Here is a 21,206-nt window from a genome sequence, read left to right as displayed (position 1 = left end):
TTTTTAATTTATTTCAATTTTTCTCCTATTTTTGAGGCTTTAAATACTTAATTTTTGTTAAAAATTAGTTTCAGGAAGCTAATTTTTCTTCCCCAAATATTAACTCAGCAATAAAAAATCTGTTTTTTTAAAGATGATTCAGAATTACTCTAGGATTGCACTTCCTCTTAAAATCAGTTTTCTGATCTTCTCTATGGTTCTGAACTGTATGGGAGTGATTATTCTGCAACTCTCAGCAACGAATATTTCTTATACTAATCTGGGATTTCTCGAGGCTTTTAAGGATTTACCGATAGCGATTTTCTCGCTGTTCGCCGCAACTTTTATCAACCGTTTCGGCAGCAAAACTTCTTTAATTTTTTCACTTTTAATTGTAGCCATTTGTTGTATTTTACTGCCGTTTGTAGGAGGTTTCTGGTTTTTTAAACTTTGGTTCGCAATTATGGGAATCAGCTTTTCGGTGGCTAAAATTTCGGTTTACGGTATTTTAAGAAACAATATTTTACAGGAGATTCCTCTTGCGAAAGTCATGAGCAGTGTGGAAGCCTCGTTTATGATCGGAATATTTGTAGTAAATATTGGTTTTGGCTGGCTTATCTCCAGCCCATATTCAGAATACTGGAAGTTCGGATTCTGGATTATTTCTTTATTAGCTTTGGCCAATGTTTTTCTGCTGATGAAGACAGGAGTCTTAGCGGATGCTGAGCATTCACAGATATTTTCTTTTAGTGAAATTACAGGATTCTTCAACCGCAAATATTTTCTCTTCTTTCTTATTATTTTTTCTATTGTGTTTATTGAGCAGAATTTTAATTCCTGGCTCCCCTCTTTCTACAAAAAACATCTGAATGTAAATTCTTTTTTTGCCCTGCAGGCCTCGGCGTTTCTAGCACTTTTTTCTTACATCGGAAGAATTGTAACTGCACGAATTATTCAGCATTTTTCTTTGGCAAGATATTTTATTGGCTGTACCATAGCCATTCTTCTGATGCTTTTCTTATTCCAAACGCTGGTTACAAATGGTTATCTGCAGATTACACTCTTTATTTTCCCATTGATAGGGTTATTTCTTTCACCACTTTATCCTGTCATCAGTTCTCAAACGATTAACCACATCCGTAAGGCAGAAATACATCTTTTTACAAGTCTTATTGTAATTTTTTCGTCATTGGGAAGTTCTGTCGGGTCCGTTATTATGTCGTATGTATTTCAGTTTGAGTACGGTGGATATTACGCGCTCTTTATTTCGGGAGCTGTCATTGTTTTATTATTGTTAAGTTTTATTTATTTCAGGTCTTATGTCTCAAAAAAAGAAAATAATTACTAGTTTTGTTATATATGAAAGTAGACGACTCAAAAAACAAACAGAATTTACAGGAGCTCATCGATACCAGAGACTTTGTAGAACATATTTCGGTGGATTGTGTAATCTTTGGATTTCATCACGATATTCTGAAAGTTTTATTGCTAAAATATCACGATTTAGATCTTTGGTCTTTGCCGGGCGGATTTGTCTTTAATGATGAAGATCTTCGCGAAGCTGCTTGCCGTGTGCTTTATGAACGAACTCACCTCTCGGATATTTTTTTAGAACAGTTTCACACTTTCGGCCGCAAAAACCGAACGGAGAATAATGTTCACCAGATTCTACTGAAGAATAAAAACATTGACGTTCCGCCAGATCACTGGATTTTTCAGCGTTTTATCACGGTAGGATACTGCAGTCTCATCGATTTTTCATTGGTCGATACTTTTCCCGATGCTTTCAACGAAACATGCGCATGGTTCGAAGTAAATAAACTTCCGAAAATGGCTTTCGATCACGAAAGAATTATCAACTGCGGTTTAGAGCATATCCGGAAAAATATCGACACCCAAATTGTTGCCAGTAATCTCCTGCCCGAAAAATTTACCATGAAGGAACTCCAAACCGTGTATGAAACTGTACTTGATGAAAAATTCCGCAGAAATAATTTTCAGCGTAAAATTCTGGCCCTTAATTCATTGGAACGACTCGAGAAATTTTTCGATGGCTCTGCCAACAAAGCACCGTATCTCTACAAGTTTGCCGACAAAAAATAAATATTAAACCGCTTATTTTTTGCCGAAAGATTTCCTCACCTTTGCGAAAAATCCTAATTTAGGCAAAACTAAAAATTATGTCATACTACCCGCTTACAACCATTCCGGATTATTATTTAATGGATGATCTTTTGACTGATGAACACAAATTAATCCGGCAATCCGTGAGAGATTGGGTTGAAAGTTTTGTGATGCCGAAAATAGATGAGGCAGCACAAAATCATACCGATATTCCTAATCTAATGAAGGAATTGGGGAAAATCGGTGCCCTTGGACCGTATATTCCTGAAGAATACGGCGGCGCCGGACTCGATCAGATTTCCTACGGGATTATCATGCAGGAACTCGAAAGAGGTGATTCTGCAGTTCGTTCTGCCGCTTCTGTACAAAGTTCACTGGTAATGTTCCCGATTAACGAATATGGTTCTGAGGAACAAAAACATAAATATTTACCACACCTGGCTTCAGGAGAAATGATCGGGGCATTCGGTCTTACCGAACCTAATCACGGTTCAGATCCAGGTTCTATGGAGACTCATTTCGAAGATAAAGGTGACCATTTTTTACTGAACGGTGCAAAAATGTGGATTACCAACGCGCCGCTTTGCGATATTGCAGTGGTTTGGGCAAAAAATGAAGAAGGAAAAGTTCAGGGATTGATTGTTGAACGTGCCTTCGAAGGCTTTACAACTCCCGAAACTCATAATAAATGGAGCCTTCGGGCTTCAAAAACCGGTGAGCTGGTGTTCAACAATGTAGAAGTTCCTAAAGAAAATTTATTACCTAAAGTGGTGGGATTAAAAGGTCCGCTCTCCTGTTTAAATTCTGCGCGTTACGGAATTTCGTGGGGCGTAATCGGAGCTGCAATCGACTGTTACTGCACCGCACTTCAGTATTCCAAAGAAAGAAAACAGTTCGGAAAACCTATTGCTTCATTCCAGTTACAGCAGAAAAAAATTGCCGAATTCTTAACAGAAATTACCAAAGCACAGCTACTTTGCCTTCAGTTAGGAAACCTAAAAAATGCGCATAAAGCAAGCCCGGCACAAATTTCAATGGCGAAAAGAAACAATGTGAAAATGGCGATTGATATTGCCAGAGAATCCCGACAAATGCTGGGCGGAATGGGAATCATGGGCGAATTCCCAATGATGCGTCATGCGGCGAATTTGGAATCGGTTATTACTTATGAAGGTACGCACGATATCCATTTGCTGATCACTGGCATGGATGTTACAGGAATCAACGCTTTCGGATAGAAAATATTTCTTTACAATACAAAAAGCCTTCAGGAATCTGAAGGCTTTTTGGTTAGTTACCCCAGGTTTCTTTCACTGTTTCAACGAACTCAAATTCTGGATTTAGAATGTCGAGAATTACATTTTTTATTGATTTCATCGGAGTTTCTAAAAGCGCTCGCGAGATTTCTTTTTCTCCAAAAAGATGAAGATTCTGCACACCTTTGTTCACTTCAGCAAAACTCCAGATTCCACATTGCAGAAAATTATCCGGATATTTTTCTTCATTTAAAACCGAATAAGCGTACACACAAAGCTGCATCGCCTGCTTACAATCATCTCTGAAGAATAATTTTTCAAGTTTTTCTTCGTCTTCAGGCTTTTTCGGAACTGAGAGCGAAAGATTTTTAGTTTTCGCCGTTTTAAAATCAATAATCCTGAGATTTCCGTTAAGGCGGTCAACACGGTCAATAAATCCGTAAAAATAAACGGGATCCGTTTTTTCACTATCAAGGAAAAACTGCACACCTTCAAAGTTTCCTTCAACGCTTAAAATTTCAAGCGAGTTGCCCTGTTCCAACAAATTCCTGTCGTAATCAATTACACTGCGTACTACCCTTTCTGCAATAGATTTATGAATGAAATTCATCCCTTTTTCGTAAAATTCAGTTTGGTGTTTCAGCTTTTCTATCGCGCGGTTAATTACATCAATTATCACTTCATTAGAAATCTCTAAATCACTTACAGTTAATTCTTTACCGATAAATTTTTCATAAATATCTTGAAGCGAATAATGCACGAGATTACCGTAACTGCGCTGCGAAAGTTCTTCTTCAATTTCACTGGTTTCTCTTGTATTGAGAATTTTGGTGAGATAAAAATCTACAGGATTATAAATATAAGAGGTAAGATGCGAAGCCGAAATTTTCTTTTTCCACTCATTCAGTTTTTCAAGGACTTTTGGGGTTTTTTCAATATGGATCGGTTCCTGGCGAATCGGATCTGAAGAATTTTCGATGATAATATTTTCAATCTCGTGATGGCTGTCTTCAATCTCCATTTGCGTAATAAACCGGCTTTTTTCCCCAGTATTCACCCCTGAACCCAAGGCGTTGAAAAGTAGATGAACATTCTTCGAATCCTGAATTAAGCGGTAAAAATGATAGGCATAAATCCCATCGTTTTCTAAAAAAGTATGCAAACCGAAATGTTTCCTGATATCAAACGGTAGATAGGTATTCTGTGAATTTCCGAGTGGCAATTTTCCTTCGTTCGCAGAGAGCAAAATAATATTTTCGAAGTTCAAGAGCCTTGTTTCCAAAAGTCCCATCACCTGTAAACCTGCCAACGGCTCGCCCTGAAAATCAATCGCTTCGGAATTTACCAACTGATTGATCAGCACCTCCAGGGTGTCCATGTTTATCTGAAAATTGTAAGGTGAAAGCTGATTTTTAATGATTTTAAAACTCTTTTCGAAATGCGCAATATTTTCGTAGAGAATATCATCCAGCGGTCTGAATTTCAATACGTAACAGTAATTGATGAGCAAATCCAGGAATTCGTTAACAGAACCGGGCTTCTGAAAAAGTTTGAAATAAGAAAGTTCTGAAAGCAATTCCCCAAACTGTTTTTTAGAAATATAGACAATGTTTCGCTCTTCGATTGTAGTTTTGAAAGCAGCGATAATTTCTCTGTCGGATTCATCATTCGGAAGTTCCTCCAGTACCGCAAGCACATCATTGTAATAATAGGAAGAATCCTTTTGCTCAAGCTGTTTCTGAAAATAAAACAGTTTTTTAATCGCATTACTGAAAGCAAGATTCTTCAGCGGAAAACCCATGGTAATATTAAGATATTCCACAGCGCTGATTGCATCTAAAGTTGCCGGAAGCAAGTTTTCGTCGAGCAAAACGACTGCAGTTTTCGACAGGTCTTCAGGTTTTATTTCTTTAAAAATTTCGGGAAGTACTTTGGCCTGTGTAATATTTCCGGAAACCTCATAAACTTTAATGCGTTTTTCCTGTGCAAAATCGTTTTCAACCCATTGGAACGGGCGACTTTCATTAAATTCTTTCCAGGTTTTATGGCTGCGAAGAAATTTGCCAGCTTCCTGGCGTTCATCATTCATGTAATAGTCATCAGCCTGAAAGAAACACTGCGCTTTATCCCACTGAAGCAGACTTTTTACCAGTTGTTCCTCGACCGGCGTAAATGCATTAAAACCACAGAAAACGAATTTCTGATCAGTTTTCTGGGCAAAATCTGGAATTTTTCTTTTTGCTGTTTCATGAATCATGCCTGAAGTTGCCCAGTTTTTTTCTGTAAGTTTCTTTTTTAGGATCGGAAGAAAAACGTTCATCTTCTGCCAGAAATTCAGGAACTTTCTTCTCGGGTTGTCTTCTGATTCGCCAAGGTTTTCAGACCAGTTTTTGATGCGTTCTTCATCGAACATATAGACCAAAACCTGCTCATCGCTTTCTGAAAATTTCAGGATATCATCCCAATCCTTCAGCAGCGTTGGAAACCATTTAAGAAAAGAAGCAAAATCTTCAGAAGGCTGAATCTCGCGGTAGATTTCGAATGCGAAAAGCCATAGCGAAATTCCCTGCAGATGCTGTTTGCCGGAAAGGTCACGTATTAAATCTTCCACTGTGAAAAAGTTTGGCAAAAAGCCGGAATATTGCTTTTCTTTCAGTATTTTTTTGATGAAAACAATAGGTCTTTTTCCGGGAAGAACAATATTGAATTGTGAGAGATCCGAAGTTTGGGACAACAGTTCGTTGATGATTTTATTGAGAAATTTCATAAAGAATGCAAAGATGAAAAATAAGCATAATTTCATAAAAAAACATCAGAAATAAAATAATTCTGATGTTTCTTCTATATTTTGAAGTTTAATTATTGAACCACAATATTTTTTTCGATCCAGATATTTGCACCGGCTGTATCTTTGCCGTTCCAGAATCTGAAAACATAAGTTCCGGTTTGTTGTGGCCTGAAATTGATCTGTGAAACTCTTGTCGCAACTTCACCACAGCTGGCTGAAGTTTTAAATTTATATGATATTACTTTACGCTCCAACGGTGCCACGTGCTGATAATCATATCCATAAAATCCTTCGCACTGCGTACTGAATAGTGAATAGGTTTTTATCGTTTGCGTAGTATAAATATCCATGGTATCCTGCGCGATTTTTACACTGTCAATTTTCATTGGTTCTGTACTTAAAATCTCATCACCTTCCAAACGGTCGTTGCAACTTGCCAAACTGAAAATTAAAACAGAAGCAAAAATAGATTTGAATATTGTTTTCATAAAAGTGAAATATATTAGTTAAATAATATCAACATTTACTTTGATCTAATGACTTACGAATTAAAATTTCCTTTAGATAAATATACCACTTTTTTGGTTTCGAAAAACTCACTATCAAAAAATTTATTCAGTTCAAAAATTTCCGCTTTCATTCCGGCGAGTTCTTCAGATAAATCGCCACCTTTTAAATAAAGAACGCCGTTGTGTTTCGGATTGAACTGTTCTTTTTCGAATTTTCCCTTTAACCAGCGGAGGAAAACAGGCATCTGTGTTACCGCTCTGCTTACAACAAAATGGAATTTTTCTTTTAAATTTTCAGCTCTGCCATGAACTGCGGTCACGTTTTTTAATCCGATTGCCTGCGAAACTTCTTTTACAACTGTGATTTTTTTACCAATGGAATCGATCAGCGTAAAATGCGAATCCGGAAACAAAATAGCCAGCGGAATTCCCGGGAAACCACCGCCAGTTCCAATATCAAGAACTTTTGTGTTCGGAGCAAATTCCATCACTTTAGCGATTCCGAGAGAATGCAGAATATGTTTGTCGTAAAGCGAATCCATATCTTTGCGGGAAATCACATTTATTTTTTCATTCCATTCTCCGTAGAGTTCTTCCAGTTTACTAAACTGTTCTTTCTGTTGTTCGGTAAGGTTCGGGAAATACTTTTCTATAAGTTCAGCAGGCATTTAAATATAATTTCCACAAATTTAAAAAAACAAGTTCAGAACTTTGCAGAAAAAAATTATCTTTGAGAGATTTAAGAATGATTATGGAAAAACACTCTGAAAGGCTTAACAGAATGAGCTTTTCGCAGACTTTTGTAATGAGTAACAAAGTTCGGGAAATGAAAGCCAACGGACTGGATGTTATAAGTTTAACACTTGGAGAACCCGATTTTGATGTTCCGACAAACATTAAAGAAGCAGCTTTTGAGGCAATCAATAACAATTTCAGCCACTACTCTCCTGTTCCGGGATTTCTTGATTTAAGGCAGGCCATTTGTGACAAACTGAAGCGCGATAACAATCTCGATTATCTTCCTTCTCAAATTTGCGTATCCAATGGTGCAAAGCAGTCTATTTTAAATGTTTTAGCGTCGGTCCTTAATGACGGGGATGAAGTGATTCTGCCGGCTCCCTATTGGGTGAGCTATGATGAAATGGTGAAAATGATGGGCGGAACTTCGGTTTTTGTGGAAACATCAATTGAAACTGAATTTAAGATTACCGCCGAACAGCTCGAAAAAGCAATTACGCCAAAAACTAAAGTATTACTTTACAGTTCGCCGTGTAACCCGTCGGGAAGTGTTTATACGTATGAAGAACTGGAAAAAATCGCGAATGTGATTGCCAGATATCCGCAAATCACCATTATTTCTGATGAGATTTATGAATTTATAAATTACGACGGGAAACATACCTCAATTGCTGAATTCCCGCAGGTCTATGAGCAAACCGCCGTTATCAACGGAATGTCGAAAGCGTTCGCAATGACAGGCTGGCGAATAGGCTACTCTGCGTGCCCAACATGGCTCGCGAAAGGCTGCGAAAAAATTCAGGGACAAATGACGAGCGGCGCCAATACCATGGCACAGAAAGCGTCGGTAACTGCGCTGAAAACAGATCCTTCGGAATACCGTTATATGATTGATGAATTTAAAAAAAGAAGAGAGATCGTTTATCATCTGATGAAAGAAATTCCCGGATTCAAGGTGAATTATCCTGAAGCAGCGTTTTATTTCTTTCCGGATATTTCTTTCTATATCGGTAAAACTTTAAACGGAACTGAAATAAAAGACGCCGATGATTTTGCGATGTTTCTGCTTGAAAACGCTTATGTAGGAACGGTGGGCGGCGTTTCTTTCGGAAATGCAAACTGTATCCGTTTTTCTTATGCAGCTTCTGAAAAAGAGCTTAAAGACGCCATGAACAGGATAAAAGTTTGTCTGGAAGAAGCGGTTATTGAATAAATTATACACACAACTACAAAATAAGAAAGGTTCGAAAATTTTCGAACCTTTGTTATTATTATGAAAAATTATTAAAATTTAATAATGTCTTTCATTTTTTCGTTTTCTTCGTTTACCAAATCATCATCAACCAGGATTTTTCCGCTGTGTTCATCAATGATAATTTTTTTTCTCTGCGCAATTTCCATCTGCTTTTGTGGAGGAAGTGTAAAGAAAGATCCTTTTGGCGCACCTCTCTCCAAACCTACAACAGCAAGCCCTGTTGGTGAATTGGTACGGATTCTTTGATAAGAAGCCAGCAATCTTTCGTCGATATTTTTTGCAAATTCCTGCGATTTTTCAACTAAAAAATCTTCTTCTTTCTGGGTTTCAGCAACCAGACTTTCCAGTTCTTCTTTTTTGAATTTCAGGTGATTTTTAAGTTCTTCGATTTTATTATTCAACTCTTCAAAAGTCTCATTTTTATGCGCAATTTTCGCTCCAAATTCCTTAATTCTTTTTTCAGCCAGCTGAATTTCAAGCTCCTGGAATTCTATTTCTTTTCCTAAGGCTTCAAATTCTTTATTGTTTCTTACCGTTTCCTGCTGAGCTTTATATTTGTCGATCAGGGTTTTCGCATGATTGATGACTTCATTTTTTGTATTGATTTCATCATTCTGTTCTTTTATTTCGTTCTGAAATTTATCAGCTCTTTTCTCCAGACCTTCGATTTCAATCTCCAGATCCTCAACTTCAATTGGTAATTCACCTCTTGTATTGCGGATTTCATCTAATCTTGAATCGATGATTTGCAGGTCATAAAGTGCCCTTAACTTATCTTCAACAGAGATTTCTACAGTTTTTTTAGCCATATTTTTATAAAAAATAATTTACAGGATTTGTATTCTCAACAGATTTTGAGACTGCAAATTTAGGAAAAATTTCCGATAAAATCTCAATTAATTGTTGGGTTACAAATTGTTCAGACTCAAAATGACCGATGTCGCAAATCAGCATTTTGCCTTCATTCTGAAAAAATTCATGATATTTTACATCTCCCGTTAAATACGCATCACAGTTCTGCGAAAGCGCGGCTTTTATGCCACTTGCACCACTTCCGCCTAAAACACCTACCCTTTTTATTTTTTTGTTGTTAAGCTGAGAGTGACGAATCATCTTTAAACTGAATTTTTCTTTTACAAACTTAAGGAAATCAGTCTCATCCATTTCTTTTTCAAGGTCACCAAATCTTCCTAATCCGGAATATTGATTTTCGTTTTCGAGTGTGATGATTTGGTAAGCGACTTCCTCGTAAGGATGCGCATTCTTCAAGGCAGCTATAATTTGATGCTGTTTATAGTATTCAAAAATTACAGAAACCATCTGCTCTTCATCATTTTCACGGATATTTTGGCTTCCGGAAAATGGATTTGAACCTTCAACTGGTCTGAACGTTCCTTTTCCCTGAACCGTAAAACTGCACTCATCATAAAATCCTATATTTCCTGCGCCAGCTTTAAAGAGGGCGTTTTTAACGGCTTCTGTATAATTATTCGGAACGTATACTTCCAGCTTTCTAAGGTTTTGGGTTTTTGGCATTAAAATCTTCTGATTCTGAAGACCTAATTCCTCGCAAATCCTGGAATTAACTCCAAAATAATCATTGTCAAAAGCTGTATGAATCGCATAAATTGCAATTTTATTCTCCATCGCTTTTAAAACTGCCCGTTCTACATAGTTTTTTCCTGTAATTGACTTTAAACCTGAAAAAATAATGGGATGAAAGGTGACAATAAAATTTACTTTTTTGGAAACAGCTTCGTCGATGACTTGTTCCAAAGCGTCATGACAAACAAGTATTCCGGTAACATTACGCTGCAGATTACCGCACAATAATCCAACATTATCAAAATCTTCTGCCTGTTTTAGAGCGATTTTTTTTTCTATTTCAGAAACCACTTCCTTTACTGTCATTTTCTTAAGTTTGTAGCGAAAGTAAGAATTATTTCTTACATTTAATTTTGAATTACACCTATGGAAAAGGAACATAACTTTATATCCGAACGCACGAAATGGAAACGTCAGGTTTACCGTATTATTTTTCTTTCGGATACCAAACTTGGTAAGCTCTTCGACCTTGTTCTTTTGGTTCTTATCTTATTAAGCACCTTCATCGTCATGATGGAAAGTGTAAAGATTTTCGATGCTAAGCTCCATCTTGTTTTTGTAATTCTTGAAATCATCATCACTGCATTTTTTACGGTTGAATATGTGTTACGAGTTCTTACCATTAAAAATAAGAAAGCATATATCTTCAGTTTTTTTGGAATCATCGATTTTCTGGCAATCCTTCCTTTTTACCTGAGTCTGTTTTTCCCCATTACAAAGTACTTTTTGATTTTAAGAATGCTGAGAATGCTGAGGGTTTTCAGAATTTTCAATCTTCTGGATTTCATGAACGATGGTTATTTCATCGTAAGAGCTCTGAAACACAGTTCCAGAAAGATATATATATTTCTCCTGTTTCTGGTAATATTCTGTGTAATCGTGGGTTCGCTGATGTTTATGGTGGAAGGTCATCGGGAAGGCTTTGAAAGCATTCCACAAAGTATTTACTGGGCGGTAGTGACTGTAACAACAGTGGGTTATGGTGATGTTTCGCCGGGTACACCACTCGGTAAATTCCTTTCAGTTCTTCTAATGCTTGCCGGTTATTCTATCATTGCTGTGCCGACAGGAATTGTAACCGCAGAAATGCGCAACAAACGCCAAAATCTGGAGAAAGTTTGTGACCGGTGCGGGAATGAGGATATTGATGATGATTCGCGTTATTGCAAAATCTGCGGCGAAAAAGTGGTATAAAAAAAGAAGATGCATTTTAGCGCATCTCCTTTTCTTCTCAAAATTTGTGTTTTAGGTCTCAGGTTTTAGATTTTACCCTTTATTCTGTTTATGCATTAGTCTTTAAATAATGATACCCTGGTCACGGAGTCTACACGTACATTAGCCGTTTGATCGGCAGTCATCCATAACTGATAGCCTTTTCCTTCTTCGGGGATACTTAACTGATCTGCGATGGTGTAAAAGTAGAACGTCACTACTTTAGGTACTCCACTTGAGCCTGAAGGTACCAGGGCAATTGCATTAATTTCAAAACCCGAATCAGGATTTTTGAAAGTAGCCAATACAGATCCTGAGGAATTGGATCCCGCAGTTACAGTAGCCATTATTCTCCAGACATGCACCTGTCCCATGATAAGATTTTCTCTCCAACGTTGGGTTGCCGGTGTAGTGCCTGTGTAGATGTTTGATGTGTTCCCGGGATAAGGCACCGTTGTTTCCGGCCAGCTGGTTGTAGGCGAAGGCGCAAAAGTAAGCGGTGTAGTGTACAAAATTTGTTGGGGAGTTCCGTAGGTATTTCCGCTAGCACTAAGGTTTACGGTTGGTTTTACCCCACCTGCGCCGGATTCAACTTTTACCACGCCATCATTACCCGCTGCAGAACTGGTAGCGACAAACAGTTGTCTCCAAACAAATCCATCCCAGAACTCAAACCGGTCTGATGAAGTGTTATAAATTAAAGTACCAGTACTCAAATTTGCATTCACCACTCCTGCAGGAGGTACGGTAAGAGGATCATTGTCTGCAAGTTTGGTATTTCGCTCCGTATCGCTCAGCCGTGGTATAAAGATTCCTTTTTCATTTGAACTGATATCCATTACTGTAGCTCCATTCGGAGTGGCGGTATTAATTCCCACCTGCGCGTGTGAAATCGTAAATAGGATTAACGACATTCCTAAAATAAATTTTTTTCTCATCATGTGTGTTTTTTACGATATTAAAATTACCACTAAGGGATAGAATAAAATACCGTTAAAACACCTTTTTTTAATAAATTATTTTGTTGTATATTACAATTCATGAAAAACGTACTAATCGATGCCGTCTATCAATTATTCCTTTACCAAACCAAGACTGTGTGTAGGGCATCCTTGGCATAATGCTAAATCTCAGCTTTTTTTGTGTACTAAAAAGGGAAATAAAAGAGGGGGAATCATCAACAAAAGAATTTATAAAAACTATTGTATGGATAAAATAAAAATACTCCAAATTCATGGAGTGTTCTTTTTATTTGAAGAATAAGTTAAATTTATCTTGTAGAATTACTTTTAACGCTTACCAATTCTACATCGAAAATCAACCATGCGTTTGGTGGAATAACTCCGCCTGCACCTGCTGATCCGTAACCCAGGTCAGATGGAATCAATAAAGTAGCAGTTTCTCCTTCTTTCAGAAGCATGATTCCTTCATCCCAGCCTTTAATTACCTGACCAACTCCGATTGGGATATCGATTGGCTGATTTCTTTTGAATGAAGAATCGAATTCTGTTCCGTCAACAAGTTTACCTGCATAATGTACCGCTACCTCGTCACCCCGTTGTGGAGCAATGCCATCCGTAGTTTTGGTGATTTTATAATACAGTCCTGAAGGTGTTACCTGCATTCCGGCTTTTAAATCATCAACTAATTTTTGCTGGTTTGCTGCAAATTCTTCAGCCTTTTTCTTCTTGTCAGCTTCAATTTTTGCCGTTGCTGCTTTGTTGTTTTCCTGGATCTTTCCTTTTCCTTCATTGAAGATGGCAGCAGCATCGTAGTTTTTATATTCGTCACCTTTAGTGAATACTGATACTTTTTCTAAAACAATATCGGTTTTAGGCTTATCCTGAGGTCCTTTTTCAACATTTGCGATAGAATCGATCACCTCTTTTCCATTAACAACTTCTCCGAAAATGGTATGTCTGCCATCTAACCAAGGAGTCGCCACCTCAGTGATGAAGAACTGAGAACCATTGGTGTTCGGTCCGGAGTTCGCCATTGAAAGGATTCCTTTTCCACTGTGTTGAAGATCATTTTTTTCATCATCAAATTTGTATCCCGGATCTCCCATGCCGGTTCCTTTCGGATCGCCTCCCTGAATCATGAAATCTTTAATCACTCTGTGAAAAATCGTTCCGTCATAATAAGGAACTCCTTTAGCTTTTGCTTTATTTTCAATTTTTCCTTCTGCCAAACCGACGAAATTAGCAACGGTTACCGGTGCTTTTTTGTCTTCGAATTTCACAATCATATTTCCTTTGGAAGTCTGGAAATTTGCATAAAGGCCATCTTTCAAACCTTCGTAAGTTTCTTTGTCTACGTTCATTTTTTTATAAATTGGAGTGCAACTCGACAGCGAAATTGCTGCTATTGCGATTAAAAAATTTTTCTTTAGCATTAATTTTATTTTAAAGTACTTTAATTTTGACAATCAAAGGCATATCATTCGGGATTTTATCGTTATCACCATAAGTGCCGAAAGCCAATACTGAAGGCACGAGTATTATCGCTTCCTGATTTTTATCCATATACCGCAGCACATCTTCTACGGCTTTCAGTTCTTCGAAACGGCCAAACTGTACATTTACGTTTTTCTTTGGCTTGGCATAAAGTTTCACCCAATCGAAATCATAAATATCATATTCGTAAGAAATGATTTCGCCATCAGGCTTTCTTCTATTTTGCTGAAGATTCTCAATATTTACCCAATAGTTCAAACTCATGGGATAATATTTCTGCTGCTGACTAATTATCCATTCCTGAATTTGTGTTCTCTCTACCTGATTCAGATTTTTTGCCCTGTTTTTGGATGTGTTTAAATCCTTTTCACTGAGAATACCCCCAACCGGTGGGTGCACCTGTTGGTTTTGCACGCACCCAATAAGGAACAGAAAAGATATGAAAATGAGTTTTTGCATAAATACTTTGCGAAAATAAGGAATTCGCTCCATATGCTCAAAAGAAAAAACCGGGATAAGATTTTTCCCGGTTTTTAAATGATTTTTAATGGAAGCTTATGCAGTTTCCAAAATATTTTTTTCTACCAAAACTCTCCATCCGAAAGGATCTTCAACTTTATTGGTTTGAATATCTACAAGATCTTTCTGCAAGGTTAAAGCAAAACTTTCTTCGAGCGAAAGACTTGGAAGCTGCAGTTTTTCTCCGTTATAACCTAAAGCCTTGAAAACGGTGGTTACAACAGCAGTTCCCACGCCCCAAACTTCTTTTAAAGTTCCGTTTTTCTGTGCTGCAATTACAGTTTTCACTGCTACCGGTTCAATTTTCACTTCAATTCCTCGTCTTTTTGCCAGCTGAATAAAACTGTCACGGGTAACCCCATCAAGAATTTTTTCAGATGTTGGCGGCGTATAAATGGTATCGTTAATTCTTACAAAAACGTTCATCGTACCACTTTCTTCAAAATATTCGTGAGTAGCATCATCGGTCCAGATAATCTGCTCGTAACCCTGCTCTATCGCCAACTGTGTTGGATAAAAAGACGCTGCATAGTTTCCGGCTGCTTTAGCAGAACCTACACCTCCACTTGCGGCTCTCGAATAAAAATCTGAAATCAACACAGAAACGGGCTCTGAGTAATAACTTTTTGCCGGAGTTGCCACAATAGCAAACATATATTTATTAGCTACTCTTGCTTTCAATGCTTCTTCCGTAGCGAAAATCAACGGACGAATGTAAAGCGACATCCCTTCACCCTGTGGAATCCATGCTCTGTCGATATCTACCAAAGCTTTCAAACCGTCAATAAACATTTCTTCAGTCACCTCCGGCATTGCTAAACGCGACGCTGATTTATTGATTCTTGCAAAATTCTTCTCCGGACGGAAAAGAAAAACCTGCCCGTCTTTATCCCTATAAGCTTTCATACCCTCGAAACAAGCCTGTCCGTAATTTACGCCCATCATCGCAGGTGAAAACGGCAACTGACCGTAAGGTACAAGTTTTACATCACCCCATTTTCCGTTTTCATATTCACAGATAATCATGTGGTCGATAAAAGTATTTCCAAACGAAAAATTCTCAGGATCAAAAGTTGAAATTCTCGGATTGGTAGATTTTTGAATTATCATATTAAAAATTTTTTTTGATGTTCTACAAATTTAACATAATTTTTTAAATATCAAAATTTTAAATTAATTTTGAAAAAAATTGAAATGCAAAGAGCGATTAAAACCACTTCTGACGGAAGCAAAACATTACATATCAGCAATTTAAACGAAAACTACCATTCCCATCACGGCGCATTGCAGGAAGCAAGACATGTATTTATAGATCATGGATTAAAACGCCTAAATAATTATGAAATTAATATTTTAGAACTCGGTTTTGGCACCGGACTTAATGTTTTAGTAACAATTGATGAATTTTTGAAAACTGATAAAAATCATGTTATTCATTATTATACCATTGAAAAATACCCCGTAAATGAAGGTGAAGTTAAGGAATTGGGTTATGATACATTTTTTGATGAACCAAATATGAATGAATACAACCGCAAATTACACCAGTGTGAATGGAACAAAACCACAGAATTGCTGCCCAACTTCTTTTTCACAAAATATCACTGCGACTTTTTTGATCTTAAAGAGCTGGAATTACCTAAAATTAACCTTGTTTACTACGACTGTTTCGGTGCCAGAGTACAACCTGATTTATGGGAAAAACCGCTTTTTGAAATGGTTGCCGACAAAATGGAAACAGGCGGACTGCTTACCACCTACTCTTCCAAAGGCAGTGTACGTAGGATATTAGAAGAACTCAACTTTAATGTAGAGAAAAAAGTGGGACCTCCGGGAAAACGCGAAATGATCAATGCCATAAAACTGAAAACAGAGGAATCTTAATTATACCTTAATTTATTAACTTTGTTTTTATAGAAAACTGACACATGATCGACAAATTAAATATAAGGGTGTATGCTACCGCAGTTAAAGATCGAAAAGTACTGGTGCTGCACGAAGAATATGCCGGTGAACAGCTGATGAAACTTCCCGGTGGCGGTCTTGAATTTGGTGAAGGAGTCCTCGATTGCCTGCACCGCGAATTCGAAGAAGAACTGAATGTAAAAATCAATATCCTCGGACATCTTTATACACAGGAAGAATTTGTTGTTTCGCGGTTCCGGGACAATGAGCAGCTTTTAACAGTATATTATCTTGTTGAAATCATCGATGAAAACGAGTTTCTCATCATGGATCCCTGTATTGAAAAAACAGAATGGATTCCCATCGATACCGATGAAAACCCATTTATTTTGCCTGTAGATAAGATTGCGTTTGAAAAACTGAAAGAACGGCTGTTATAAAATGTCATTCAGGATTTTAGCCAATCTCAATCCTCCGTATAGCAGCTGGCGTTCCATTAAATCTGCATATTTGTAGTTATAATCGTAAGCATACGACCCATCCATTAATGTATTTGCGTAGATTTTATTGGCGCTTTGGTGACTGTCATACAGCCATTCTTCGAGCGTTCCTGCCTGTATTTTCTTTACTTCTTCTTTTGATTTCACATCCAGAAGCGTTGTGTATTCGGAATAACTGTATTTCTGGAAATCTATAAGTTTAGAGTCCCACAAAGAATGGAGATTGGTATTTTCACCAAAAAACTTGAGTTTTATTCTGTTGCCACCCAAATCTTCTGCTCTGCCAACGTGCATCGGTTGGGAAGAATCGCCCACCAGGTGAATTAAAAATCTTAACGCAATCTCGCGGTCCTTGGCTGATGTTTTTTTATCTTTAATCTGAGCCGAAAGTGTTTTAATCTGGGTATATAAATTAGGTCCGGTCTGAGCCTTCAAACTGTCGGAAAAAGATTTGAAATTATCCTGAGGATTGATGTTTACATAATGCCACTGGTCAGTGTGCTTCCAAACACCAGTAGTGTCAGATTTTATAAAATCCGGCCAGTTGGCCCAGTAAGCCAGTTTTTGGTCTCCAATAATTTTCTTCAGATGTCTCTTGGCTTTTCCGGTCAGGTGGTTTTCTGCGATATCTGCAACAATTCGGTGCCCAGTAACACCGTAGGAATACATAAGGTTAGACGCCGATACTGCGGTAAGTAGCACCAGATTGAAAAGAATTTTTCGCATAAATTATTTCTTAATTTTAAATTTTTGGTAACCGGGATAAGGAAGAAAGTATCCTGCATTCCAATTGCTTTGGAGCAATGATTCCAGAAATTCATCGGTGCGGTTCCGGTGAGGGTCGTATGGTTCTTTCAGGTCTACATCCGCGAGATTTCCCTTTACATTCCACCAGAAGGCACTCCAGCCTCCGCGGAGTTCCTTAATAATTTCGTATACGGTTTTTCCTGTAGCACGGTTCATCAGTTTAGCGAAAACCCTTCCCTCCGTGGTCGTTAAATCTCTCAGTTGCGCTTCGTACTGGGAAGCCAAAGCATTCTGTCTTTCACTTACATATTTCTTCTGATCTTTGCGGTCCAGCGCCTTCATGTCATCCTGAATATCGGTGTACTGCTCCAGGGCAGTTAAAAACAGCGGATAAACACGGTTGAGTTTTTTATTGAGGAAAAAATAGTAGTTTTGGTCCAGTTGGTTATTGAATCTCGGCTTGTTTAAAAGGATTAATTCATCCATCACTACCACATTCTCACCATCAATTTCGTATATCTTAGCCTTCTGGGCTTCGTCGTAATAATATTTATTTCCGTATTCGTCTGTTTTCAGCAACTCTGGCGGATATTGGCTGATGGGTTTGGCGATAACAACCGAATCCCGCTGAGCATTTGCATTAAGTCCTAAAAACAGCAGAAATAATAAGACGGGTTTGTTAAAATTCATTATTTTTACTTCGTATAAAATCAAGCTTTAAAGTAACAAAATTCATTCCTTTTATCCATGAAATTTGAAAATAAATCATTAAAATTTTTAGAAGAATATTTAAACATCGCCTCACCTACAGGTTATGAGCATAACGGCCAGAAAATCTGGATGAATTACATTAAACCTTATGTTGATAAAATTGAGTTCGACCATTACGGAACCTGCTATGGAATTATCAATCCTGAAGCTGAATTCAAGGTGGTTATAGAAGCTCATGCCGACGAAATTTCGTGGTATGTAAACTATATCACCGATGACGGATTAATTTACGTGATCCGAAACGGCGGTTCCGACCAGATGATCGCCCCGTCGAAAGTGGTAGATATTCACGGAGAAAAAGGCATTGTAAAAGGAGTTTTCGGCTGGCCAGCCATTCATACCAGAGGAGTAAACTCCAATGAACCCGTCCCTAAACTTGAAAACATTTTTATTGATTGTGGGGCGACCACCAATAAAGAAGTTGAAGATTTAGGCATTTTCGTTGGATGCATGATTACTTACCCGGATGAATTTTTCCAGCTGAACGACAAATATTTTGTCTGCCGCGCTTTAGATAACCGAATTGGCGGATTTATGATTGCTGAAGTTGCCAGAATGCTGAAAGAAAACAAGAAGAAACTCCCGTTCGGACTTTATATCACCAATTCCGTACAGGAAGAAGTTGGTTTATATGGCGCAGACATGATTGCAGATACCATTAAACCGAACATTGCTATCATCACCGATGTTACGCACGATACCAGCACTCCGATGATTGAAAAGAAAAAAGAAGGTGACCAGAAATGTGGCGACGGACCGGTGGTATTTTTTGCTCCAAGTGTACATCACGTCATCAGGGAGTTGATTGTAGATACCGCTAAAAAGAAGGAAATTCCTTTTCAGCGGGCAGCTGCAAGCCGGGCGACAGGTACAGATACCGACGCATTTGCTCATTCCAACGGCGGTGTACCTTCAGCACTCATTTCACTTCCTTTAAGGTATATGCACACTACCGTAGAAATGGTTTCTAAAGAAGATGTGTCCAATGTCATTCAGCTGATTTATGAAACGCTGCTGAACATAAAACCGGACATGAATCTGAAATATCACTAAGAAAGAGTCAGGGGAAAAGGCATAACATAAAAGTAAAAAGGTAAAAATAAAAGTAAAAGTAAAAGAATAAAAAAGTAAAATGAAAACAAAATTAATCGCGCCGTCACTACTCTCGGCAGATTTCGGAAACCTGCAGCGTGATATCGAAATGCTGAATAACTCGCAGGCCGACTGGCTTCATGTAGACGTAATGGACGGAAGATTTGTACCGAATATTTCTTTCGGGTTTCCGGTGATGAAAACCATTCAGCAGCATACCAGGAAGTTTGTCGATGTTCACCTGATGATTGTGGAGCCGGAAAAGTACGTAGAAGAATTCATCAGTATGGGCGCCGATTTGGTTTCTGTGCATTACGAAGCCTGCACGCATCTGCACCGCACCATCAGTTTAATTCAGGACAAAGGGGCAAAAGCCGGTGTGGTACTGAATCCTGCTACTCCCGTTCTGATGCTGGAAGATATTATTGCTGATGTTGACCTGGTTTTGTTGATGAGTGTAAACCCGGGATTTGGCGGACAGAAATTCATTGAGAACACCTACAAAAAGATAGCAGAAACAAAAGATTTAATCCTATCAAACAACTCTACCGCGCTTATTGAAGTCGACGGCGGTGTGAACCTTGAAAACGCTGCGAAGTTATTTGAAGCAGGTGCAGATGTTTTGGTTGCAGGTAATGCAGTGTTCTCGTCAGAAAGCCCTGAGCGCACGATTGAGCTTCTGAAGATCTAAGTTCAGTTCCTTACTTACCATCACTGCATAAAAAAGTCCCGGCTCGTGCGGGACTTTTTCAGTTCTATACTTTGCAGGTTTAGAAAATCTCTCTTCCTGAAAAATGGAAACTAGCTTCGATTAAAGCATTCTCGTCAGAATCTGAACCGTGTACCGCATTTTCGCCTACGCTTCTTGCAAACATTTTTCTGATGGTTCCTTCCGCAGCATCTGCAGGGTTTGTAGCACCGATTAATGTTCTGAAATCTTCTACAGCATTATCTTTCTCAAGAACTGCTGCAACGATTGGTCCTGAACTCATGAAGTCTACCAATTCCCCATAAAAAGGTCTTTCAGCGTGAACTTCGTAGAATTTCTTAGCATCAGCAACTGTTAACTGTGTAAGTTTCATTGCTTTGATTTTGAAACCTGCCTCTGCAATTTTCCCTAAAATAGCACCAATGTGACCATCTGCTACTGCATCCGGCTTAATCATGGTGAATGTAATTTTACCTGACATATATCTTGTTTTTATCTGGCGCAAAAGTACAAAAACTTTTATATATTTGTACCGAAAATTCCTTTTATGAGAAGCCAATTTATTTTGGCATGGAAGTTGTAAATTAATTTCCGATTCTCATGTTTAATTTGAGTTTTCATGGTTATTAGTTTTTACCCAGCCTCGGCTGGGTTTTTTTATTGGGCATTGATTTCCTCTGCCTCTTCCATGAGTTTGAGGTAGGTTGCGTAGCGGGTATCCTCAATTTCTCCGGTATCAAGCTGCTGAAGTACCGCACATTTGGGTTCGTTGATATGCATACAGTTGTGGAACTTACAGGCTCTTCCGACACGGAATATTTCCGGGAAATAATGCTGAATTTCTTCCTTCTGTACATCAATCATCGCAAATTCTCTTACACCAGGCGTGTCGATTACACTGCCCCCAAATTCCCAGAAATGCATCTGTGCAAATGTAGTAGTGTGTTTTCCTTTGAGTTGGGATGATGATATTTCTGATGTTTTCAGATTAAGATCCGGTTGCAGGGCGTTGACAAGGGTAGATTTCCCACTTCCAGAATG

At 38.1% G+C, this 21,206-nt stretch carries 22 protein-coding genes; 9 read left to right on the top strand and 13 right to left on the bottom strand.

The genetic code is table 11. The features are described from left to right. Positions 1–133: 133 nt before the first annotated feature. From V5N63_RS01140 to V5N63_RS01130, 3 genes are all read left to right on the top strand, one after another. Positions 134–1,327 (top strand): MFS transporter, encoded by a 1,194-nt coding sequence (locus V5N63_RS01140; RefSeq protein WP_332032248.1) that lies wholly within the window; start codon positions 134–136, stop codon positions 1,325–1,327. 11 nt (positions 1,328–1,338) lie between these two features. Continuing rightward, on the top strand, positions 1,339–2,082 hold the full coding sequence (locus V5N63_RS01135) for an NUDIX hydrolase (RefSeq protein WP_088469180.1): 744 nt from the start codon (positions 1,339–1,341) through the stop codon (positions 2,080–2,082). A 77-nt stretch (positions 2,083–2,159) separates the two neighbouring features. Beyond that, positions 2,160–3,341, top strand: coding sequence for an acyl-CoA dehydrogenase family protein (locus tag V5N63_RS01130; RefSeq protein WP_332032245.1), 1,182 nt, complete (start codon positions 2,160–2,162; stop codon positions 3,339–3,341). 52 nt (positions 3,342–3,393) lie between these two features. Here the strand turns inward: V5N63_RS01130 and V5N63_RS01125 are convergent, their stop codons facing one another. The 3 genes from V5N63_RS01125 to rsmG all read right to left on the bottom strand — a co-directional run bounded on the left by V5N63_RS01125 (position 3,394) and on the right by rsmG (position 7,324). Further along, positions 3,394–6,126, bottom strand: a complete 2,733-nt coding sequence (locus V5N63_RS01125; protein ID WP_332032243.1) for a PD-(D/E)XK nuclease family protein — start codon at positions 6,124–6,126, stop codon at positions 3,394–3,396. Between the two features lie 92 nt (positions 6,127–6,218). Then, positions 6,219–6,635, bottom strand: coding sequence for a hypothetical protein (locus V5N63_RS01120; protein WP_332032241.1), 417 nt, complete (start codon positions 6,633–6,635; stop codon positions 6,219–6,221). A 53-nt stretch (positions 6,636–6,688) separates the two neighbouring features. Continuing rightward, the gene (gene rsmG / locus V5N63_RS01115; RefSeq protein WP_332032239.1) at positions 6,689–7,324 is read right to left on the bottom strand and encodes a 16S rRNA (guanine(527)-N(7))-methyltransferase RsmG; all 636 of its coding nucleotides are present in this window, start codon (positions 7,322–7,324) and stop codon (positions 6,689–6,691) included. Between the two features lie 83 nt (positions 7,325–7,407). Between rsmG and V5N63_RS01110 the strand changes: the two genes are divergently transcribed. Further along, positions 7,408–8,607 (top strand): pyridoxal phosphate-dependent aminotransferase, encoded by a 1,200-nt coding sequence (locus V5N63_RS01110; RefSeq protein WP_332032237.1) that lies wholly within the window; start codon positions 7,408–7,410, stop codon positions 8,605–8,607. A 71-nt stretch (positions 8,608–8,678) separates the two neighbouring features. Here V5N63_RS01110 and V5N63_RS01105 read toward each other — a convergent pair whose 3' ends face one another. Further along, on the bottom strand, positions 8,679–9,458 hold the full coding sequence (locus V5N63_RS01105) for a zinc ribbon domain-containing protein (RefSeq protein WP_088469185.1): 780 nt from the start codon (positions 9,456–9,458) through the stop codon (positions 8,679–8,681). 4 nt (positions 9,459–9,462) lie between these two features. Next, a complete protein-coding gene (locus V5N63_RS01100; protein WP_332032235.1) occupies positions 9,463–10,560 on the bottom strand; it encodes a Nif3-like dinuclear metal center hexameric protein in 1,098 nt (365 codons plus the stop codon). 60 nt (positions 10,561–10,620) lie between these two features. On the opposite strand from V5N63_RS01100, the gene V5N63_RS01095 reads away from it, so the two are divergent. Further along, the gene (locus V5N63_RS01095; protein ID WP_088469186.1) at positions 10,621–11,448 is read left to right on the top strand and encodes an ion transporter; all 828 of its coding nucleotides are present in this window, start codon (positions 10,621–10,623) and stop codon (positions 11,446–11,448) included. A gap of 95 nt (positions 11,449–11,543) precedes the next feature. Here V5N63_RS01095 and V5N63_RS01090 read toward each other — a convergent pair whose 3' ends face one another. From V5N63_RS01090 to V5N63_RS01075, 4 genes are all read right to left on the bottom strand, one after another. After that, the gene (locus V5N63_RS01090) at positions 11,544–12,407 is read right to left on the bottom strand and encodes a hypothetical protein (protein ID WP_332032231.1); all 864 of its coding nucleotides are present in this window, start codon (positions 12,405–12,407) and stop codon (positions 11,544–11,546) included. Positions 12,408–12,736: 329 nt separating this feature from the next. Beyond that, complete coding sequence (locus V5N63_RS01085; RefSeq protein ID WP_332032289.1) at positions 12,737–13,789, bottom strand: peptidylprolyl isomerase; 1,053 nt, start codon at positions 13,787–13,789, stop codon at positions 12,737–12,739. A gap of 82 nt (positions 13,790–13,871) precedes the next feature. Continuing rightward, on the bottom strand, positions 13,872–14,186 hold the full coding sequence (locus V5N63_RS01080; RefSeq protein ID WP_332032229.1) for an FKBP-type peptidyl-prolyl cis-trans isomerase: 315 nt from the start codon (positions 14,184–14,186) through the stop codon (positions 13,872–13,874). Positions 14,187–14,477: 291 nt separating this feature from the next. After that, positions 14,478–15,551, bottom strand: a complete 1,074-nt coding sequence (locus tag V5N63_RS01075) for a branched-chain amino acid aminotransferase (RefSeq protein ID WP_332032227.1) — start codon at positions 15,549–15,551, stop codon at positions 14,478–14,480. A gap of 84 nt (positions 15,552–15,635) precedes the next feature. On the opposite strand from V5N63_RS01075, the gene mnmD reads away from it, so the two are divergent. After that, positions 15,636–16,325 (top strand): tRNA (5-methylaminomethyl-2-thiouridine)(34)-methyltransferase MnmD, encoded by a 690-nt coding sequence (gene mnmD, locus V5N63_RS01070; protein WP_332019195.1) that lies wholly within the window; start codon positions 15,636–15,638, stop codon positions 16,323–16,325. Positions 16,326–16,369: 44 nt separating this feature from the next. Next, positions 16,370–16,786 (top strand): NUDIX domain-containing protein, encoded by a 417-nt coding sequence (locus tag V5N63_RS01065; RefSeq protein ID WP_332023528.1) that lies wholly within the window; start codon positions 16,370–16,372, stop codon positions 16,784–16,786. Here V5N63_RS01065 and V5N63_RS01060 read toward each other — a convergent pair. Continuing rightward, the gene (locus tag V5N63_RS01060) at positions 16,781–17,515 is read right to left on the bottom strand and encodes a S1/P1 nuclease (RefSeq protein ID WP_442905694.1); all 735 of its coding nucleotides are present in this window, start codon (positions 17,513–17,515) and stop codon (positions 16,781–16,783) included. The genes V5N63_RS01065 and V5N63_RS01060 overlap by 6 nt on opposite strands. A gap of 60 nt (positions 17,516–17,575) precedes the next feature. Further along, complete coding sequence (locus V5N63_RS01055) at positions 17,576–18,283, bottom strand: DUF4294 domain-containing protein (RefSeq protein ID WP_332032224.1); 708 nt, start codon at positions 18,281–18,283, stop codon at positions 17,576–17,578. 57 nt (positions 18,284–18,340) lie between these two features. Here V5N63_RS01055 and V5N63_RS01050 point away from each other — a divergent pair, with 57 nt between their 5' ends. Both V5N63_RS01050 and rpe read left to right on the top strand, forming a co-directional pair. Further along, on the top strand, positions 18,341–19,417 hold the full coding sequence (locus tag V5N63_RS01050) for a M42 family metallopeptidase (protein ID WP_332032223.1): 1,077 nt from the start codon (positions 18,341–18,343) through the stop codon (positions 19,415–19,417). 79 nt (positions 19,418–19,496) lie between these two features. Next, the gene (gene rpe, locus V5N63_RS01045; protein ID WP_088469194.1) at positions 19,497–20,147 is read left to right on the top strand and encodes a ribulose-phosphate 3-epimerase; all 651 of its coding nucleotides are present in this window, start codon (positions 19,497–19,499) and stop codon (positions 20,145–20,147) included. Between the two features lie 79 nt (positions 20,148–20,226). Here the strand turns inward: rpe and V5N63_RS01040 are convergent, their stop codons facing one another. Together V5N63_RS01040 and rsgA are read right to left on the bottom strand one after the other, a co-directional pair. Next, the gene (locus V5N63_RS01040; RefSeq protein WP_332022032.1) at positions 20,227–20,646 is read right to left on the bottom strand and encodes a nucleoside-diphosphate kinase; all 420 of its coding nucleotides are present in this window, start codon (positions 20,644–20,646) and stop codon (positions 20,227–20,229) included. Positions 20,647–20,822: 176 nt separating this feature from the next. After that, positions 20,823–21,206: ribosome small subunit-dependent GTPase A (gene rsgA, locus V5N63_RS01035; RefSeq protein ID WP_332032220.1), on the bottom strand; the 384-nt coding region annotated here is incomplete at its 5' end.

Origin of the sequence: Kaistella sp., assembly GCF_032060305.1 — a bacterium.
In the GTDB taxonomy this organism is placed as follows: Bacteria; Bacteroidota; Bacteroidia; order Flavobacteriales; family Weeksellaceae; genus Kaistella; species Kaistella yananensis.
This window is presented reverse-complemented; position numbering and strand designations above follow the sequence as displayed.

Coding starts and splice junctions, on each gene's coding strand:
- V5N63_RS01100 (WP_332032235.1), bottom strand. CDS start 10,560: ATGACAGTAAAGGAAGTGGTTTCTGAAATAGAAAAAAAAATCGCTCTA.
- V5N63_RS01075 (WP_332032227.1), bottom strand. CDS start 15,551: ATGATAATTCAAAAATCTACCAATCCGAGAATTTCAACTTTTGATCCT.
- V5N63_RS01090 (WP_332032231.1), bottom strand. CDS start 12,407: ATGATGAGAAAAAAATTTATTTTAGGAATGTCGTTAATCCTATTTACG.
- V5N63_RS01050 (WP_332032223.1), top strand. CDS start 18,341: ATGAAATTTGAAAATAAATCATTAAAATTTTTAGAAGAATATTTAAAC.
- V5N63_RS01125 (WP_332032243.1), bottom strand. CDS start 6,126: ATGAAATTTCTCAATAAAATCATCAACGAACTGTTGTCCCAAACTTCG.
- V5N63_RS01135 (WP_088469180.1), top strand. CDS start 1,339: ATGAAAGTAGACGACTCAAAAAACAAACAGAATTTACAGGAGCTCATC.
- V5N63_RS01110 (WP_332032237.1), top strand. CDS start 7,408: ATGGAAAAACACTCTGAAAGGCTTAACAGAATGAGCTTTTCGCAGACT.
- V5N63_RS01120 (WP_332032241.1), bottom strand. CDS start 6,635: ATGAAAACAATATTCAAATCTATTTTTGCTTCTGTTTTAATTTTCAGT.
- V5N63_RS01105 (WP_088469185.1), bottom strand. CDS start 9,458: ATGGCTAAAAAAACTGTAGAAATCTCTGTTGAAGATAAGTTAAGGGCA.
- V5N63_RS01060 (WP_442905694.1), bottom strand. CDS start 17,515: ATGTATTCCTACGGTGTTACTGGGCACCGAATTGTTGCAGATATCGCA.
- V5N63_RS01065 (WP_332023528.1), top strand. CDS start 16,370: ATGATCGACAAATTAAATATAAGGGTGTATGCTACCGCAGTTAAAGAT.
- mnmD (WP_332019195.1), top strand. CDS start 15,636: ATGCAAAGAGCGATTAAAACCACTTCTGACGGAAGCAAAACATTACAT.
- V5N63_RS01085 (WP_332032289.1), bottom strand. CDS start 13,789: ATGAACGTAGACAAAGAAACTTACGAAGGTTTGAAAGATGGCCTTTAT.
- V5N63_RS01055 (WP_332032224.1), bottom strand. CDS start 18,283: ATGAATTTTAACAAACCCGTCTTATTATTTCTGCTGTTTTTAGGACTT.
- rpe (WP_088469194.1), top strand. CDS start 19,497: ATGAAAACAAAATTAATCGCGCCGTCACTACTCTCGGCAGATTTCGGA.
- V5N63_RS01095 (WP_088469186.1), top strand. CDS start 10,621: ATGGAAAAGGAACATAACTTTATATCCGAACGCACGAAATGGAAACGT.
- V5N63_RS01080 (WP_332032229.1), bottom strand. CDS start 14,186: ATGAGTTTGAACTATTGGGTAAATATTGAGAATCTTCAGCAAAATAGA.
- V5N63_RS01140 (WP_332032248.1), top strand. CDS start 134: ATGATTCAGAATTACTCTAGGATTGCACTTCCTCTTAAAATCAGTTTT.
- rsmG (WP_332032239.1), bottom strand. CDS start 7,324: ATGCCTGCTGAACTTATAGAAAAGTATTTCCCGAACCTTACCGAACAA.
- V5N63_RS01040 (WP_332022032.1), bottom strand. CDS start 20,646: ATGTCAGGTAAAATTACATTCACCATGATTAAGCCGGATGCAGTAGCA.
- V5N63_RS01130 (WP_332032245.1), top strand. CDS start 2,160: ATGTCATACTACCCGCTTACAACCATTCCGGATTATTATTTAATGGAT.